This window comes from Niveispirillum sp. SYP-B3756 (genome assembly GCF_009495745.1).
In the GTDB taxonomy this organism is placed as follows: domain Bacteria; phylum Pseudomonadota; class Alphaproteobacteria; order Azospirillales; family Azospirillaceae; genus Niveispirillum.
Window position 1 is genome coordinate 78,481 of sequence record NZ_WIDQ01000017.1, and the last position, 17,293, is coordinate 95,773.

16 protein-coding genes and 2 pseudogenes are annotated in these 17,293 nt (G+C 60.0%); 5 read left to right on the forward strand and 13 right to left on the reverse strand.

The features are described 5' to 3' along the window. Positions 1-49: 49 nt before the first annotated feature. From GE253_RS22040 to GE253_RS22050, 3 genes and pseudogenes are all read left to right on the forward strand, one after another. Entirely contained in the window at positions 50-478 is a 429-nt protein-coding gene (locus GE253_RS22040; RefSeq protein WP_153206290.1) for a VOC family protein, read from the forward strand. Positions 479-555: 77 nt separating this feature from the next. Further along, positions 556-1,083, forward strand: a complete 528-nt coding sequence (locus GE253_RS22045) for a TetR/AcrR family transcriptional regulator (RefSeq protein ID WP_153206291.1) — start codon at positions 556-558, stop codon at positions 1,081-1,083. Continuing rightward, positions 1,031-1,729: pseudogene (locus tag GE253_RS22050) on the forward strand (IS3 family transposase); the annotation flags it as partial. The gene GE253_RS22045 and the pseudogene GE253_RS22050, both read left to right, overlap by 53 nt. 75 nt (positions 1,730-1,804) lie before the next feature. Here GE253_RS22050 and GE253_RS22055 read toward each other — a convergent pair. From GE253_RS22055 to GE253_RS22110, 12 genes are all read right to left on the reverse strand, one after another. Next, a complete protein-coding gene (locus GE253_RS22055; protein ID WP_153206292.1) occupies positions 1,805-3,493 on the reverse strand; it encodes a CHASE3 domain-containing protein in 1,689 nt (562 codons plus the stop codon). A 406-nt stretch (positions 3,494-3,899) separates the two neighbouring features. Beyond that, on the reverse strand, positions 3,900-4,439 hold the full coding sequence (gene infC / locus GE253_RS22060) for a translation initiation factor IF-3 (RefSeq protein ID WP_348770931.1): 540 nt from the start codon (positions 4,437-4,439) through the stop codon (positions 3,900-3,902). 140 nt (positions 4,440-4,579) lie between these two features. Next, positions 4,580-6,574 (reverse strand): threonine--tRNA ligase, encoded by a 1,995-nt coding sequence (gene thrS, locus GE253_RS22065; protein WP_153206293.1) that lies wholly within the window; start codon positions 6,572-6,574, stop codon positions 4,580-4,582. 255 nt (positions 6,575-6,829) lie between these two features. Continuing rightward, positions 6,830-7,279, reverse strand: coding sequence for a (deoxy)nucleoside triphosphate pyrophosphohydrolase (locus GE253_RS22070; RefSeq protein ID WP_269912460.1), 450 nt, complete (start codon positions 7,277-7,279; stop codon positions 6,830-6,832). Further along, positions 7,276-8,520: a bifunctional glutamate N-acetyltransferase/amino-acid acetyltransferase ArgJ gene (gene argJ, locus GE253_RS22075; RefSeq protein ID WP_348770932.1), complete on the reverse strand. Its 1,245-nt coding sequence runs from the start codon at positions 8,518-8,520 to the stop codon at positions 7,276-7,278. Before argJ ends, GE253_RS22070 begins: the two co-directional genes overlap by 4 nt. A 108-nt stretch (positions 8,521-8,628) precedes the next feature. Continuing rightward, a complete protein-coding gene (locus tag GE253_RS22080; protein ID WP_153206295.1) occupies positions 8,629-9,303 on the reverse strand; it encodes a hypothetical protein in 675 nt (224 codons plus the stop codon). Next, entirely contained in the window at positions 9,304-9,981 is a 678-nt protein-coding gene (locus GE253_RS22085; RefSeq protein ID WP_153206296.1) for a hypothetical protein, read from the reverse strand. Beyond that, entirely contained in the window at positions 9,982-10,308 is a 327-nt protein-coding gene (locus GE253_RS22090; protein ID WP_153206297.1) for a hypothetical protein, read from the reverse strand. It abuts the gene before it with no gap. A 39-nt stretch (positions 10,309-10,347) separates the two neighbouring features. Beyond that, the gene (locus tag GE253_RS22095) at positions 10,348-10,626 is read right to left on the reverse strand and encodes a hypothetical protein (RefSeq protein ID WP_153206298.1); all 279 of its coding nucleotides are present in this window, start codon (positions 10,624-10,626) and stop codon (positions 10,348-10,350) included. A 33-nt stretch (positions 10,627-10,659) separates the two neighbouring features. Beyond that, the gene (locus GE253_RS22100) at positions 10,660-11,355 is read right to left on the reverse strand and encodes a hypothetical protein (protein WP_153206299.1); all 696 of its coding nucleotides are present in this window, start codon (positions 11,353-11,355) and stop codon (positions 10,660-10,662) included. Next, positions 11,306-12,676 (reverse strand): glycosyl hydrolase 108 family protein, encoded by a 1,371-nt coding sequence (locus GE253_RS22105; RefSeq protein ID WP_153206300.1) that lies wholly within the window; start codon positions 12,674-12,676, stop codon positions 11,306-11,308. Before GE253_RS22105 ends, GE253_RS22100 begins: the two co-directional genes overlap by 50 nt. Positions 12,677-12,924: 248 nt before the next feature. Continuing rightward, positions 12,925-13,944, reverse strand: coding sequence for a hypothetical protein (locus tag GE253_RS22110; RefSeq protein WP_153206301.1), 1,020 nt, complete (start codon positions 13,942-13,944; stop codon positions 12,925-12,927). A 383-nt stretch (positions 13,945-14,327) separates the two neighbouring features. Between GE253_RS22110 and aceA the strand changes: the two genes are divergently transcribed. Next, entirely contained in the window at positions 14,328-15,617 is a 1,290-nt protein-coding gene (gene aceA / locus GE253_RS22115) for an isocitrate lyase (RefSeq protein ID WP_153206302.1), read from the forward strand. A gap of 570 nt (positions 15,618-16,187) precedes the next feature. Continuing rightward, on the forward strand, positions 16,188-17,042 hold the full coding sequence (locus GE253_RS22120; RefSeq protein ID WP_173012772.1) for a sterol desaturase family protein: 855 nt from the start codon (positions 16,188-16,190) through the stop codon (positions 17,040-17,042). Between the two features lie 138 nt (positions 17,043-17,180). Here GE253_RS22120 and GE253_RS22125 read toward each other — a convergent pair. After that, positions 17,181-17,293 (reverse strand): annotated as a pseudogene (locus GE253_RS22125) (IS5/IS1182 family transposase); the annotation flags it as partial.

The window sequence follows — 17,293 nt, forward strand, 5'->3', positions numbered from 1 at the left end:
CCCGATTGCGCGAAGGTCTGTCCGCCCCTCATTCGACGGAAGAAAGAACATGGAAGCAAACCGACTGCACCGTGGACGCTTGATCGATCATATCCAGCTTGTAGTGCGCGACCTTGACGCGAGCGAAATCTTCTACAAGGCGGTCATGTCTGTGTTGGATATACCGGTGCTCAGCACGGACAACGGCTACTTGTTAGCCGATGAACTCATTATATCCTCGACAAACAGCCCCACAGCAGCAGGCGAATTGACCGGGCGGCATCACCTGGCGTTCCAGGCGAAAGATCGCGCGATTGTCGATGCCTTCTATAGCGCGGCCTTGGCCAACGGAGGGCGCGACAACGGCGCACCCGGAGTGCGAGCCTATCATCCGGGATACTATGCCGCTTTCGTCCTTGATCCCGATGGGAATAACATCGAGGCCGTTTACCAAGGCGAGGCGAAGCGCAACGCGCCGTCGGTCATAATCGAGTTTTAGCGTCCCTGCCCGAAGGACCGGCTCGCCTGCATGGCTGGACACACTTAGACCGGTGGTCTAAGTGTGGGTAAGCGACCATGATTGCTATTGTGGGCTACACCGTGGATCAGCGACTTCAGGCACGTTTGCGACTGCGGCAACTTCCCGATCAACAGCGTGCCGCCTGGCTCGATGTGGCAGAAGAGGAATTCAGGGCGTTCGGGTTCGAGGGCGCATCGCTGAACCGAATTCTAACGCGCGCCTCGCTCAGCAAGGGGCAAGCCTATTATTATTTCGCGGACAAGGGCAAACTTTATCGCGCCGTGATTGAGCACGCCATCACTGAACTTGCCTGCTTGATCGACGCAAAACCGGTCCAGCCAGAGTCCGTTGCTGACTACTGGCGACAGACTGCCGCGCTCTTTGGTCATGTGACGGCGGTCCTCAAGCGGAATGACCGCTTGGCTGAATTGGGACGTGGCATCTACCAGGACGCGGCGGCGCAGGCCGCCATCGCGGATCTGCTCGAAGCGCTTCACGCCCGGTTCGAGCGGCTGATCGAAGCCGGACAGCAGTCGGCAGATGACCCGCCATCTGCGGCGCCAGGGTCACGTCGTCAATCGTAAACGGGTGCGCCGGCTTGATGGGCCGGATGGGGCTTGCAGCCATCTACCAACGGCCAAAGACCAGCGTTCCCCATCCGGAACACAAGATCTGGCCCTACCTGCTGCGGGATCTGACCATTGACCGGCCGGACCATGTCTGGTGTACGGACATCACCTACATTCCCATGCGGTGGGGTTTCCTGTACCTGATCGCCGTGATGGACTGGGCATCGCGTAAGAGCCTGCCCCGGACTTGATCCGGGGTGCTGGCCTGGAAACTGTCCAATTGCATGGATATCGATTTCTGCCTGGAGGCCCTTGCCAAGATGCCATGGCTCGCCACGATAAGCCCGAAATCTTCAACACCGACCAGGGCGGCCAATTCACCAGCCCGAGGTTCACCGGCATCTTGACCGATGCCGGTATCAAGGTTTCCATGGATGGAAGGGGCCGCTAGATGGACAATGTGTTCATCGAACGGCTCTGGCGGTCGCTGAAATATGAATGCGTCTATCTCCACGCCTTCGAAACCGGTAGCGAGGCCAGGGCCGGGATCGGACGCTGGGTCGATTACGACAATAACCAGCGCCCTCATTCCGCGCTCGGGGGACAAACACCCGACGAGGCATACAGGCAAAGGGCGGACAGACTGTGTTTGGCGGCGTGAACTGATCAGAACCAAGCTTAACGCCGAACAAAAACTGTCCGCTCATGGGGGACCAGCTCTGGGTGGCAGGGGCGATCAGGCAGCCCGGATGCCGGACAGGAAGCCTTCCACCTGATGCTTCATCCGATCGGCTTGCCGACCCAACTCGCGGGCCGCCCCCAGCACCTGGGTCGCTGCCTTGCCGGTTTCGCCTGCCGCCTCGGTCACATGCACGATATTGGCCGAGACCTCACGCGTCCCCAGGGCCGCCTGCTGCACATTGCGGCTGATTTCCAGCGTGGTGGCATTCTGCTGTTCCACCGCTGCGGCGATCATGGCCATGGCTTCATTGATGTCGCTGATGGTGCCGGTGATGGTGCGAATGGTCCCCACGGCATCGCCGGTGACATTCTGAATGGCTTGAATCTGCTTGCCGATCTCCTCCGTAGCTCTGGCGGTCTGGGTGGCCAGGCTTTTCACTTCTGATGCCACCACGGCAAAGCCCTTGCCGGCATCGCCGGCCCTGGCGGCTTCGATGGTGGCATTCAGGGCCAGCAGGTTGGTCTGGCCGGCAATATCGGCAATCAATTGCACCACGGTGCCGATGCGCTGGGCCGCTTCCGCCAACCCCTGCACTGTCTCATTGGTGCGTGCCGCCTCGGCGGCGGCCTGGTCGCTCACCTGGCTGGAATGGGTGATCTGGCGGGAAATCTCCTGGATGGAACCGGCCATCTCCTCCGCGGCGGCTGCTACGGTCTGTACATTGCCGGCGGTCTGTTCGGCTGCACCCGCCGTGGCGGTGGCCTGGGATCGGGCTTCCTCCGCAATGCCGGACATGCCCTGGGCCGTGCTGTCCAGCTGGCCGGTGGCGCTGCCGATGGTGTTGAGTACCTCGGCGATATTGCTGTCAAAATCGGCGATCAGGGTTTCAATGGTGGCGGTGCGCTTGGCCTTGGCCGCGTGTTCGGCGGCCTGTTCGGCGGCCAGCCGGTCTGCTTCGATGGTGTTCTGGCGGAACACCTCCAGCGCCTGGGCCATGCCCCCCACCTCGTCCCTGCGCTCCAGCCCCTCGATGCGGATGGCTGTGTCGCCGCCGGCCAGACGGCGCATCAGGCCGGTCATGGCATTGATGGGTTTGGCGATGCTGCCCACCAGCCCCCAGCCGGCGATCAGGGCGATCAGCAGTGACAGCAGCACGCCGCCGATGGTGACCCCGGCGGCGGTGCTTAAGGCGTGTTCCAGATCATCACTGCGCCGGGTCAGCAGGCTGCGCTCCACATTCTGCACCTCGTCCACCTCGTCCCGGATAAGGTCCATCTGGCGGCGGCCATCGGTGGCGGTGAAGGCGGCCAGGGCGGCGGCCCGGCTCTCTTCCTTCTGCATCCCCGCCAGCAGCGGTTCAGCGACGGTCCGGTTCCATTCCCCGGACGCCGCGGCGATCTGATCCAGGCGCGTCAGCTGTGCCGGGTTATCTTGGACCAGATCGCGCAAGTCCTTCAGCCGGTCTGCAAATTGCTGCTGCCCGGCGGTGTAGGGTTGCAGGTAGCTGGGATTGGCTGTCAGGGCATAGCCGCGCAGGCCGGTTTCCTGGTCCACCTTCGCCGTCAGGAGGGTTCGCAGATTGCGGATGACCTCATAGGTGTGAATGGTCATCTCATTCCCGCTGCGGATTGCAGCAAGCTGAGCCCGATTCACCCCACCAACGATCAGAACGGTGAGGATTAAGGCAGCAAAGGCGATGAACAGCTTTCTGCCGATGGAAAGGTCACGGATTTTGGCGATCATCGACTATTCTCCGGGGTTAGAGTTGGTCTCGATCAGCGAGGTCAGAAAAACAATTTGGTTTCGAAAAATACATAAATTCGTAATACAATTATTAAAATTGTATATTTCACGGATTTTCAAATTTTTCACGAAGCTGATATAACTATTTCGACCAAAACCAGCGATCGCAAGTCGACTATTCGTCCTATAACGGACTATATCTCTGTTAGTGGTAACTCGAACGGGTGCGTTCATTTGTGTGCAGCGCAGCATATAAATGGCGCATTTCTGCGGGCTGAACACTGACGGGGTCTCAGACGAAAGTCATAAGCCATAGTCTGGGCGGGACCGGAAAAACAAACAGGCCGTCCGGTTGCCCGGACGGCCTGTTCATTACGTCGCACCAGCAAGCTGGATCAGTGGGGTCTCAGCGCGGGGCCAGAACCATGATCATCTGCTTGCCTTCCAGCTTCGGCATCTGTTCGACCTTGCCCAGGTCTTCCAGCGTGTCACGAACCTTTACCAGCACATTCATGCCGATATCCTGGTGGGCCATTTCACGGCCACGGAAGCGCATGGTGACCTTCACCTTGTCGCCTTCTTCCAGGAAGCGGCGCATGGCCTTCATCTTGATGTCGTAATCATGCTCGTCGATATTCGGACGCAGCTTGATTTCCTTGACCTCGATGATCTTCTGCTTCTTGCGGGCCTCGTTGGCCTTCTTCTGCGCCTCGTACTTGTATTTGCCATAGTCGAGGATTTTGCAGACGGGCGGCTCAGCGTTCGGGCTCACCTCGACCAGATCGAGGCCAGCTTCCTCCGCGGCGAAGAGCGCGTCACGCAGGCTGACAACGCCAACCATCTCGCCTTCGGCATCGACGAGGCGCACGGAACGAACATTGATTTCGCGGTTGATGCGGGGACCGTCGCGTTGCGGTTCGCGGTCCTGAGAGGTAGGCCTGGCTATGGAAACTTCTCCTATTCACAAAGGGTGGCCCTTGCGGCGTTGGGATCAGCAAGCCCGTTCCCCATCAGAAAACCCCTGACAGGGAACGGTGCCGGACGGCAAGGGCGCACCTTGTTGGTACGCTTGGGTGGCAGATTATATCAAAACGCGGATTCGGTCGAGTCGCTGCTGGCAGGCGGCAGCGCCTCTGCCAGAAGTGTAGCAATTGCCTCGTCAAGGGCAAGGAATTCCTGCGCATTGGAGCCAAGACGACGCACGGCAACGGTGCCCTGCTCCGCCTCACGCGCACCCACAACGAACATGACCGGCACCTTCTGGAGCGAATGTTCGCGGACCTTCAGGTTGATCTTTTCGTTGCGGGTATCCAGTTCCACCCGGATTCCGGCCTTCTTCAGCCGTGCTGCCACCTTTTCGGCATAGGCATCGGCATCCGAGATGATGGTGGCCACGGTCACCTGGGTGGGGGCCAGCCAGAGCGGGAACTTGCCGGCATAATGTTCGATCATCATGCCGATAAACCGTTCCAGGCTGCCCAGGATGGCCCGGTGCAGCATGACCGGCCGGTGCTTGGCCCCATCCTGGCCGATATAGCTGGCATCCAGCCGTTCCGGCAGCTGGAAATCCAGCTGCAAGGTGCCGCACTGCCAGGAACGGCCGATGGCGTCGGTCAGGTGGAATTCCACCTTCGGGCCATAGAAAGCACCTTCGCCCGGCAATTCCTCGAATTCCAGCCCATTGGCGCGCAGCGCCACGCGCAGGCTTTCTTCGGCCTTGTCCCAGGTATCGTCGGTGCCCAGACGCACATCGGGGCGCAGTGCCAACTTCACCGCGATCTTGTCGAAGCCCAGATCCTTGTAGACGCCCAGCTGCAGGGCGAAATATTCCTTCGCCTCGTCGCCGACCTGATCTTCGGTGCAGAAGATATGCGCGTCATCCTGGGTGAAATTGCGCACGCGCAGGATACCGTGCAGGGCGCCCGACGGCTCATTGCGGTGGCAATTGCCGAACTCGGCCATGCGCAGCGGCAGGTCGCGGTAGCTCTTCAGCCCCTGGCGGAAAATCTGCACATGGGCCGGGCAGTTCATCGGCTTCACGCCTAAGAACTTCTCCGTGCCGTCTTCTGCCACCGACTCGCGGATCTTGAACATGTTGTCGCCATACATGTCCCAGTGGCCCGACGCCTTGAACAGGCTGCTGTCATAGAGCTGCGGGGTGCGCACCTCCACATAGCCGGCCACCTTCAGCTTGGCACGAATATATTCCTCCAGCGCCCGATAGAGCGCCCAGCCCTTCGGGTGCCAGAAGACGGAGCCTGTCGCCTCTTCCTGCACATGGAACAGGTCCATCTCGCGGCCCAGCTTGCGATGGTCGCGCTTTTCGGCCTCTTCAATCTGGTGCAGATGTTCGGCCAGTTCCTTTTCGGTCCGCCATGCGGTGCCATAGATACGCTGCAGCATGGCGTTCTTGGCATCGCCGCGCCAATAGGCGCCGGCCACCTTCATCAGCTTGAAGGCATGGCCAACCCGGCCCGTGGCGGGCAGGTGCGGGCCACGGCACAGGTCGTACCACTTGCCCTGGCGATAGATGGTGATCGTCTCGGACGTCGGCAGATCTTCAATGATCTGGGCCTTGTACTTTTCCCCGATCGACTTGAAATGCTCAATCGCCTCGGCCCGGTCCCATTCTTCACGCGTGAAGGGGCGGTTCTCGTCCACGATCTCGTGCATCCGCTTTTCGATCTTCACCAGATCGTCGGGCGTGAACGGTATGTCGCGGGCGAAATCGTAATAGAAGCCGGTGGCGATGGCGGGGCCGATCGTCACCTGCGTGCCGGGATAAAGCTCCTGCACGGCTTCCGCCATGATGTGGGCGCAGTCATGCCGGATCAGGTCCAGCATGTCGGCCTCGTTCTTGTCCGTCACGATTTCGAGACGGCAATCCCCCGTCAGTGGCGTCGCCAAATCCTTCACCTCGCCATTGATCTTGACCGCAACGGCGGCCTTGGCGAGCGACTTGGCGATGGAGGCGGCCACATCGGCCCCGGTAGTTGTGCCCTGCGCATAGGTCCGCACACTGCCATCGGGCAGCGTAATGGCAACCTGGGCGCTGGAAACGGGCACTTCAGCCGAAGACATGGCTTTCCCCTAGCTTGTAAGGAGTTGCAAAAGTTGGTGAGGCGACTTTTCACCCGTCGGCCCCCGCCGGTCAAGCGCGGGAGATGGGCGAATTTCACATGGAAGCACAGGCTCCAGAGCGGATCGCCAAAAGGTGCAATCACCTTTTGGCGTGAATCTGCTCGCCGGCAGACTCATCTGGAGCCACCTGCGTTCGACTTAACGCAGGTGGCTCCAGGGCGGGGACGGGATCAAGGACAGGGGCACTGTCGGCCGCTACAACAAATCCCGCAGCAGCGGCACCAGCGGGATATCGGCCGGCGGCATCGGGTAATCCCCCATGCGGGCCGGCTTCACCCAGGCCAGTTGCTGGCCTTCCAGCGGGGTGGGCGTGCCTTTCCAGACCCGCGCGGCGAAGACCGGCATCAGCAGGTGGAAATCCGGATAGGAATGGCTGGCAAAGGCGATGGGGGAGAGACAGCTTTCCGCCGTCTCAATCCCCAGTTCTTCCCGCAATTCCCGCACCAGGGCTGCTTCGGGTGTTTCGCCTGCATCGACCTTGCCGCCGGGAAATTCCCACAGGCCCGCCATGGATTTGCCCGGCGGGCGCTGCGCCAGCAGCACCCGCCCGTCCACATCCACCAGGGCCACCGCCGCCACCAGCACGATGCGGCTGGGACGGTGGGAAGGCGGTTCCTGCCAACAGGGCGTGTCGTTCTGGCTCACGAGCGGTAGCTGCCATTAATGTCGATATAGCCGTGGGTCAGGTCGCAGGTCCACACCGTGGCGCTGCCGGAACCCAGACCGATATCCACCTCGATCAGGATTTCCTGGCCCTTCATATGGGCGGCTACCGGGGCTTCATCATAGCCCGGCACTTCCATCCCATTGGCGCAGATCTGCACGCCACCGACGGAGATCACCAGCAGGTCGCGGTCGGCCCGCTCTCCCGACCGGCCCACGGCGGCGACGATACGGCCCCAATTGGCATCTTCCCCGGCCACGGCGGTCTTCACCAGCGGGGAATTCGCCACCGTCATGGCGATGCGCTTGGCGGCTTCGTCGCTGTCGGCCCCCTTGACGCGGAGTTCGACGAACTTGGTTGCTCCCTCGCCATCGCGGATGATCTGCTGGGCCAGATCCAGGCAGACGGCATCCAAGGCGGCCTGGAAGGCGGCAAAGCGCGGATCATCGGCGCTTTCAATGGCCCCATGCGCCGCCTTGCGGGTGGCGCACAGCACCAGCGTGTCGGAGGTGGAGGTGTCGCCATCCACGGTGATGGAATTGAAGCTGCGGTCGGTGGTGGCAGACAGCGCCGCCTGCAGCGGCGCGTGGGCGATATTGGCGTCGGTGAAGACATAGGCCAGCATGGTGGCCATGTCGGGGGCGATCATGCCGCTGCCCTTGGCAAAGCCGGCCACGGTGACGGTGACACCATCAATGGTGGCCGTGGCCGCAGCGCCCTTGGGGAAGGTGTCGGTGGTCATGATGGCGCGGGCGGCCACTTCCCAGGCCTCCCCCTCGGCCGGTGCCAGCTTGGTGAAGGCTTCCGGCAATGATTTGGCAATCAGGTCGGCCGGCATGGGCTGGCCGATCACGCCGGTGGAGGCGGGGAAGATTTCGCTGGTCTTACAGCCGGCCAGTGCGGCGGCGGCGTCCAGCGTGGCATCCACGAACGCTTCCCCGGCCTTGCCGGTAAAGGCGTTGGAATTGCCGGCATTCACCACCAGCGCCCGCACAACCCCACCCTTCAGATGGTCGCGGCAGCGATGCACCGGGGCGCTGGCGGTCAGCGAGCGGGTCAGCACGGCGGCAACGCTGGAGCCTTCATCCAGCACCGCCACCATCACATCATTGCGCGGCGTCTTGTATCGGATGCCGGCACGGTGCCCGGCCAGACGCAGGCCGGCGATGGGCGGCAGCGACGGGAAGGAAGCGGGGGCAAGCGGAGACACGGCCATGGCGATACTCGCGGGCTGGGCGGTTGAGACAGTCCGCGCATCAAGCCGATGTGGGGCCGGATGGTCAAGTGTGGCTTGTGTGACAGGCGCGCGCGGAGTGGCCGGGCTGTCGGCCTACCGTTCGTCCTTGGGATCGGTGGTCAGCGTCGTCCGCCGATAGATACCCTCAAAAGTGGCAACGCCAACGCAATAGGATGTGGTTTCCGCCAAAATCAAGCCATTGATTAAACGAAGGGTGACAATGCATTGCCCGCCAAAACTTCTATCAATAACTTGATTTCCCTTGATGGATTTATCGAATTCAAATTTTGACAGCCCAAACTCTGATGAGTTTATAGCCACCCCTTCGAAGTGAAGTTTTCCGTCTTTCCTCTCATCAATCACAATCGAATTCTCGGCAAGCTCCCAGCGCCCTGTCCAATCCTGCTTCCGGGTCGTTGCTGGCGGATTATCGATTTTCAGGGCCGCTCGCGGCAACCAGCCGAAAGTACCCCGCTTGGGGCCTTGGAAATAGACACAGAGCCACGCCTTTCCCGTATCGTCCAGCACCACCTTGTCGCCCGGCACCAGATAGGCCTTGGCTTTGCAGGTATCGCCACCGGGGCAGCCATCCGCCACCCGCTGGAAATACAGGCGCGGACCCTGATCGGCCTTTACGGTCCCCGCTTTCGGCGTGCTGGTGGTGGAAAGGCTGAAGTCGTCGCATTTTTCCGCCATGGCTTCAGACGGAAGCGATATTGCCCCCAGGATGAACAATATAGCCCTGGCGAGATGCAATGAGCAGCGCATTCAATGTTCATCCATGGGATCAGTCGTCAGGGCGGTACGCCGATAGACGCCAATAAAAGAGTTACCAAGAACTGCACAATCTATGGTGTTATTCACCAGCAATAATTCAGCGATCCAGTAAATCGTCACCACGCATCTACCGCCACCACTTTTATCAATAACCTTGTTGCTGTTAGGGGATTTGTTGAATTCAAACTTTGTTAAGGAGAATGTGGCCATACGACTTGCCCATCCCTCGAAGTGCAGCTTTGGCCCTTGCGTATCGTCAATCAGAATTAAGTTCTCACCGACGCGCCAGCGGCCCACCCAATCCTGTTTCTTGGGTACCGGCGGCTTGTCCTCTATTGTCAAGGCGGTGCGGGGCAACCAACCGAAGGTGCCCCGCTTTGGTCCCTGGAAATAGGCGCAAATCCAGGCCTCGCCGGTGTCATCCAGGATCACCTTGTCCCCCGGAACCAGATAGGCTTTGGCCTTGCAGGTGTCGCCACCGGGGCACCCAGCCTCCACCCGCTGGAAATGCAGACGCGGCCCTTGGTCAGCTTTGACAGTTCCGGCTTTGGGAGCCTTGGACCAAGAAAGGCTATAGTCGTCACACACAGCGGCGGCGGCAGCGAACGGAAACAGCCCTGCGATCAGGATGACCAAGGCTGCCCTGGCGGGAGGGGATGAACAGCGCATTCAATGTTCATCCTCGGGATCAGTCGTCAGGGCGGTGCGGTGATATACGCCGATAAAAGAGTTGGCAGCACCCATGCAGTCTTGAGTGCTATTGACCAGTAAGAACCCGGCCAACCAGTAAATCGTCACCACGCATCTACCACCTCCGCTTTTATCGACAACCTTATTACCGTTCGGTGATTTGGTGAATTCAAAATTCGATAGGGAGAAGGTGGCCATATGCCTTGCCCATCCTTCGAACTGCAGCTTTGCTCCTTGTGTGTCATCAATCAGAATTGTGTTTTCACGGACCTGCCAGCGGCCCACCCAATCCTGCTTCTTGGGCACGGGCGGCTTGTCCTCTATCGCCAGGGCGGTGCGGGGCAACTAGCCGAGGGTGCCCCGCTTTGGTCCCTGGAAATGGGCACAAATCCAGGCCTCGCCAGTGTCATCCAGGATCACTTTGTCACCCGGCACCAGATAGGCTTTGGCTTTACAGGTGTCGCTGCCAGGGCAGCCAGCCTCCACCCGCTGGAAATAAAGGCGAGGCCCTTGCTCAGGCTTCACCATGCCCGCCTTGGGAGCCTTGGACCAAGCAAGGCTGTAGCTGTCGCACTCAGCGGCGGTGGCGGCGAACGGAAATAGCCCTGCGATCAGGATGACCAAGGCTGCCCTGGCGGGAGGGGATGAACAGCGCATTCAATGTTCATCCTTGGGATCAGTCGTCAGGGCGGTACGCCGATAGACGCCATCAAACGAGTTGGCAGCCCCCACGCAATATTGCGTGCTATTTACCAGCAGTAATGTGGCAACCCATCGGATGGTAACGACGCACTCCCCTCCAGCACTTTTATCGACCACTTTATTGCCCTTTGGCAGGGTAAAGAATTCGAAATCTGATAGCGAAAAGGTGGCCATGTGCCTGGCCCAACCCTTAAAGCGCAGATTTTCCCGATTCCGATCATCAATAAGTACTGTGTTCTCGCCCACGCGCCAGCGCCCCACCCAGTCCTGTTTCTTTGGTGCTGGCGGCTTATTATCAATTTCCAAGGCGGTGCGGGGCAACCAACCGAAGGTGCCCCGCTTTGGTCCCTGGAAATAGGCACAAATCCAAGCTTCTCCAGTATCATCCAGTACTACTGTGTCGCCCGGTACCAGATAAGCTTTAGCCGTGCAGGTATCGCCACCGGGGCAGCCATCCTCCACCCGCTGGAAATGCAGACGTGGCCCTTGGTCGGCTTTGACGGTTCCCGCTTTGGGGGTCTTGGACCAAGAAAGGCTGTGGTCGTCACAGCTTGCGGCAGAAGCTAAGGAAGGGGCAGTTAAAAGCGCCAGAACAGCATATCTAAACCTGTCTAACCGCATTACTGCGTGAAATTTTTTTTGAAACATCATTTATGGCCCTCAGACGAATTAACCACCCTTTTTCAAATACCTTCTGATCTGGATTTTCTTTAATATCTTCATCCACATAATTTACTCTCTGTGAGTGATTTTCATCAAGCAAGGATTCGATCTTACTTAAAGGAATTTCATTTATTGCTTGAATGGTTTTAGAACCACCATTTCCATCTTCTAATAGGTTTTTCTCATTGTCAACCGCATTGACAGATTTTTGGAACAACCTCCAACCACGCTTTGGGCCGTGCATGACAAAGGAGTCGATTAACGAAGAGGCTACTCCCAAGTTAGAAATTTCATTCAAACGTTGTCCATAGAAGAATTCATTTCGGTATATTTCCTTAGCTTGATCCCGCGTAATTTCTTCAGGTTTCAAAAATATACCATCCTTTCCCATGCCGCCGTGAATTTTTTGATAGTTTTCAAGTGTATATTGAGTAACTCCATAGTTCGTTTTGCCACCACGATCATTCTCATGATCCGAATATCCACCCTCTTTCTCAAAAATATTCTTCACCAGTTCTTCAAACATGGCTTCGCTCTTCCAATCGGGTTCCTTGAACAGCCGGCGGCCGGGGGCGAGTTTTACCGGGGGCGGCTGGTCGGGGCGGGACGGGTCGCTGCTGGTCGGGGCGGTTGTGCCGCCAGAAGCGGCGGGTGGGGTGGGGGCCTTGTTTGCCGGTTGTACCGTGGCCGCCTCCTGCCCGGCACTGGCGGGTGCCGGCTTCGGCTTCTGCGCCAGAAGTTTTTCCAGGGCCTGGATCGTCTCCCCGCCGGGGGAGAGTTTGCCGTCGACGCGCAGCTTGTTGTCCCGCTGGAACCGGCGGACATCCTGGTCCAGCTTGGTGCTGTGATAGCCGCTGGGGCCATCTTCCGGTATCACATCATGGTATCCGGCCTTGTTCAGCAGCACCTGAACCTTAGCCACATCGGGACGCCAATTATCGCCGCCATTGCCGGCGACCTTGGCCTTCAGGCCGAACGGATTGTCGCCCAGCAAGTCTTCCACCGGCTTGCCTTCTCGCCAGGCCTGCTGAAAGGCCGGGAAGCGGGGATCGTCCGCTTCCTCCACCAGGGTGGGATGGCGCACCACATATTGTGTGCCGGCAAGCGGGGAGCCATAGACCGGCACCTTCTCCGGCTCGTCATTGAACAGGCTGCGGTAATCGACGGGCGGCGGGGCCGGATCGGCCGTAGGCGGGGCGGCAGCCTCCTCATCATCATCAAACAGACCGCCTATATTGCGATCGACAAAATCCTTCACGTCGTGGAGCGTGGAGGAAAAGCGATTGAAAAGGTTGAATGATTCGGACATCGGCTCGCTCCATAGGGGCGTGCGCCGTCGCCGGGTCGGCTGATCCGTCGGCGCCACGCAGCGGGTTGTGAAAAAGAAAAAGCCCGGTCCGCAGGGAGCGGCCGGGCGTGGTTTTGGTATTTATTCCTATATACTGGCGACTTATCCTGTCGCCGTCAACCCCTGATGCGGTGACGCGCGGGGACAGGGCGGGCCGGCGGTCGCCGGCCTCCAATCCGCCTAAAGGTCAGCCTTTAAGCGGGGTGGTGTCAGACATGCGCCCCCTGCTGATAGGCGTTGCGGGCCACCAGGGCCGGTACCAGCCGTTCGGGTCGATGCAACCCATGATAGGCCGCGATATCCAGCACCCAATCCAGATACATCTCAATCATGCCAGATACATGGAAGGCGGGGCAGCCGGTGTAAAGCCGGTCATGGCCGGTGCTGAAGGGCTTGATCGGCCGGCTGTCCAGCCGCAACCGCACGCCTTCCGCCCCCTGCTCCAGCCGGAAGGCGCAGGCATCGCCGCTGGTTGGGTTCACCGCACTTTCGCCCTCGGGCTCCAGGTGGGAGGCGTGCAGGAAGGTGACGATCATGCCCAGGCTGCCGGCGGCCAGGGTCTTCAATTCCTTGCGGCTGCGCCACAGGGCGGCGCGCCATTCATTGGCCGGCAGGTCCAGCCCCAGATGCAGTGCTGCTTCCACCAGGCTGAAACACATGTGCAAGGCGGTGTTGCTGCCCGTCTTGGAGATGCTGACCATGTCATGGTCAGCCCGGGCGTACAGCGCAGATCCCTTGAAGAAGCCCTTGGCAAAACGGGCCATGCGGGCAAAGGGGCAGGCAGGGGCGGAGCGGCTGCCAAGATCGGTGGCCCAGGCCTCCAGCACCTGGTTCAGGCTGACACAGCTTTGCGCCCGCAACCGGTTCAGTTTCTGCGCCTGGGGCAGGCCCGGCGGCAGCGGGGCAAAGGGGCCGGTGCCGGCACGTTTGGCCGCCTGCATATGGGCATCCAGCTTGTGTCGCAGATCATGGAACAGGAAGGCCAGGAAGACATTGCCCTTCACCCGGTCCAGATTGTCACCGCTGACGGGCTGGCCTTGGCTGATCAGGCTGTCGATGCCGCTGGAATCACCGCCGCGCCCGGTCAGCCAATCCAGCAGGGCCGCGACGGGCAGCCGGGACAGGCCCGCCTTGGCGTGGGCCTGACGATAAAGCTGGGCGAAGCTGCCCTCTGCTTCCATCGTATTTTCGCTGGCCGGGCTGAACCGGAAATGCGTACCGCCATCCATCTTATGTCTCCGGGTCGATGATCCGAAGGAACCAAAGCAAGCAGCTTGCCAACAAAAATCCGTTTTATTTCAATGAAATGAATCAAGATACCCGCTGCACGCCCCGTCTGTCGGCAGTTCTTGCCGGGTCGAGCCTGCCGGGCCCCCCAGCCCCGCCATCATTTCGTATCAGCGTTCAGCAACCCGCGATATTTACAAAGTTTACAACATCACAGAATTCAACGTTACAAGAGTTTACAGCAACACTATTTTACGAAACGCGCCGTATTGAACATTTTCTTTCGCGTTGTCATTCTCTCCTCATGAACGTTGCACCGCACAAGCAGACAGGTGCAGCGCCCACAAACAGAAGCTCCAAGGCTTCGATCTTGAGGAGTGACACCATGGCCCCGCTGGATAATCCTTCTTCCCCCATCGACCTGAGCGCCATCCATGCCAAGCGTTTCGAAGGTATCAAGCGCGACTTTACGGCGGAAGATGTGCGGCGTCTGGCCGGTTCGGTGAAGATCGAATACACGCTGGCCGAAATGGGCGCCCGCCGCCTGTGGGAATTGCTGCACACCCGCCCCTATGTCCATACGCTGGGTGCCTTCACCGGCAATCAGGCCCTCCAGCACGTCAAGGCCGGCCTGGAAGCGATTTACCTGTCCGGCTGGCAGGTGGCGGCCGATGCCAATCTGGCCGGCCAGATGTACCCGGATCAGTCGCTCTATCCCGCCAATTCCGTGCCCGCTGTGGTGAAGCGCATCAACAATGCCTTCCAGCGCGCCGACCAGATCCAGACGGCGGAAGGCAAGGGCGACACCTATTGGTTCGCGCCGATCATCGCCGATGCCGAAGCCGGTTTCGGCGGCCCGTTGAACGCCTTTGAACTGATGAAGGGCATGATCGAGGCCGGTGCGGCCGCCGTGCATTTCGAAGATCAGCTGGCATCGGAGAAGAAGTGCGGCCATCTGGGTGGCAAGGTGCTGATCCCGATCCAGCAATTCATCCGTACCCTGAATGCCGGCCGTCTGGCCGCCGATGTCTGCGGCACCAGCACCCTGGTGGTGGCCCGCACCGATGCGGAAAGCGCCCAGCTGATCACGTCCGATGTGGATGAACGCGACCATCCCTTCATCGACCGCAATGACCGCACGCCGGAAGGCTTCTTCCGCATCAAGAAGGGGGTGGGCGTGGATTACTGCATCGCCCGTGCCCTGGAATATGCCCCCTATTCCGACCTGATGTGGTGGGAAACCAGCAAGCCGAACCTGGACGATGCCCGCCGCTTCGCCGAGGCCGTGCACAAGAAATTCCCCGGCAAGATGCTGGCCTATAATTGCTCGCCCTCCTTCAACTGGAAGGCCAACCTGGACGATGCCACCATCGCCAAGTACCAGGCCGAACTGGGGGCCATGGGCTACAAGTACCAGTTCGTCACGCTGGCCGGCTTCCACAGCCTCAACCTCGCTACCTTCGAACTGGCCAAGGGCTACAAGGAACGCGGCATGGCGGCCTATTCGGAGATGCAGCAGCGTGAATTCGCTGCCGTCGAACAGGGCTTCACGGCGGTGAAGCACCAGCGCGAAGTCGGCACCGGCTATTTTGATGCGGTGGCCGTGGCCATCTCTGGCGGTACCTCTTCCACCACCGCCATGAAGGACAGCACGGAAACCGATCAGTTCCACTGATCGGGACCGACCAGAACCTGATCGGCGTCCGCACCGGCTGAACGGGCGGACGCCCCCGGGAGGGGGGAGGCTGCATTCCCCCATCCCCTGGCCCCCTGTCGGGACCAATCCTACCCCCTTCGCGCTGGATGGGAGGGGGGCAGGATACCGGATGGCCGGCGCGATGGATCGCCGATATCACCGGACCTGATTTGGGGCTCCTTTCCTGCTTTCGACAGCTTCTCTGCTTTCTCCGTGAAAATGCTGATGGCGCCACCCCGTTGCGACAGGGGGTGGCGCCTTTTTTCTTTCAGGGACTGCAGGTGCCGCATTTTTTTATATCGGCCCGACCCAATTTCGCGGCAACTTGGGAAACTGTGCTAATGTCCAGATACGGCCCGTGCCAACGGCCGTTACGGCCAGAGTCCCTGGAATGAATACCTTTCCCTTCATTGCAATAGGAACAGCTTCCGCGATGAAGGCGTACCCGATCATGCGTCCAGTTTTCATAAATGTAGAAATTCATTTAATTTCCCCCTTATGGCCTGGGTCAAGCCTTCAACGCAGAAGGGTAGGGAGAACAACCAAGGCGTGCAAGAATTTCTGAATGAGCCCTCTCTGGCCTTCGACTCCTGGACGCAATCCATGGGTCAATTGCTGGATGGACCATCCTCGGTCTTCTGGTGGCCGGGCCTGCTGATCGCGGGGCTGGCAGCCCTGTTCTTTTGGCCACATGGGCGGGTGCCGGGAACGTGGCTGGATTATCTGCGGCAATTGCCGCTGGATGCCGGCTGCTTTCTCGCCAACTCCACCCTGCCGTTTCTGCTGGCCCCCTTCTTTTTCTGGCTGAGCGTCAAGGGTAGCCATCTTGGCATCGCGCTGACCGCCGGTATCCATGGCGGATGGGATACGGTGCCCGGCTGGCCAGCCCTGGCCGGCTGCGCCGCCTTCGCCTTCGTGGCGGGGGATTTCGCGCTTTACTGGACGCACCGGGCCTTCCACCATTTCCCGCCGCTCTGGCGGGCGCACCGGCTGCACCATGCCCCGCCGGTGCTGACGCCGCTGACGGCCTTCCGTTTCTGGCCATGGGAACAGGCGTTGCATATGTCCGCCAACATACTGGCCCAGGGGGTGGGGCTGGGGCTGGCAGTGGGAGTGTTTGGCGGGGCGGTGACGCCACTCACCGTGCTGGGCGTCAATATCTTCTCCCTGGCCTGGGGTCTGGGGTTCGCCCATCTGCGGCACAGCCCGGTGCCGCTGCGCTATCCGCGCTGGCTGTCTTTCCTGCTGGTGTCGCCGCATATGCACCAGTTGCACCATTCCGACGCAGAAGAACACCGAGACCGCAACTTCGCCACGGTGTTTGCCCTGTGGGACTGGATATTTGGCACACTGACCCTGACAGAGCAGGGCCAACGCTTCCGGTTCGGGCTGATGCGGGAATAGGGCGATGTCGAGGGTGCGACACCGGCTGCGGGTACCGTGCCCGCGTAAGCCAAGCTGCCGGAGGCAGCGCCCGGCACTTGAGGGAACAGGCACATACCCAGAGCCATGATCCATGGCGCTGGGTATTAGGCCGTAGACTCATAACGACTGACACCATAGCCTGACGGCGACGAGCTTTACGGCAGCTAGGAAGTTCTCGGGTTGTTTGTCGTATCGGGTGGCGATACCTCTGAACTGTTTGATCTTGTTGA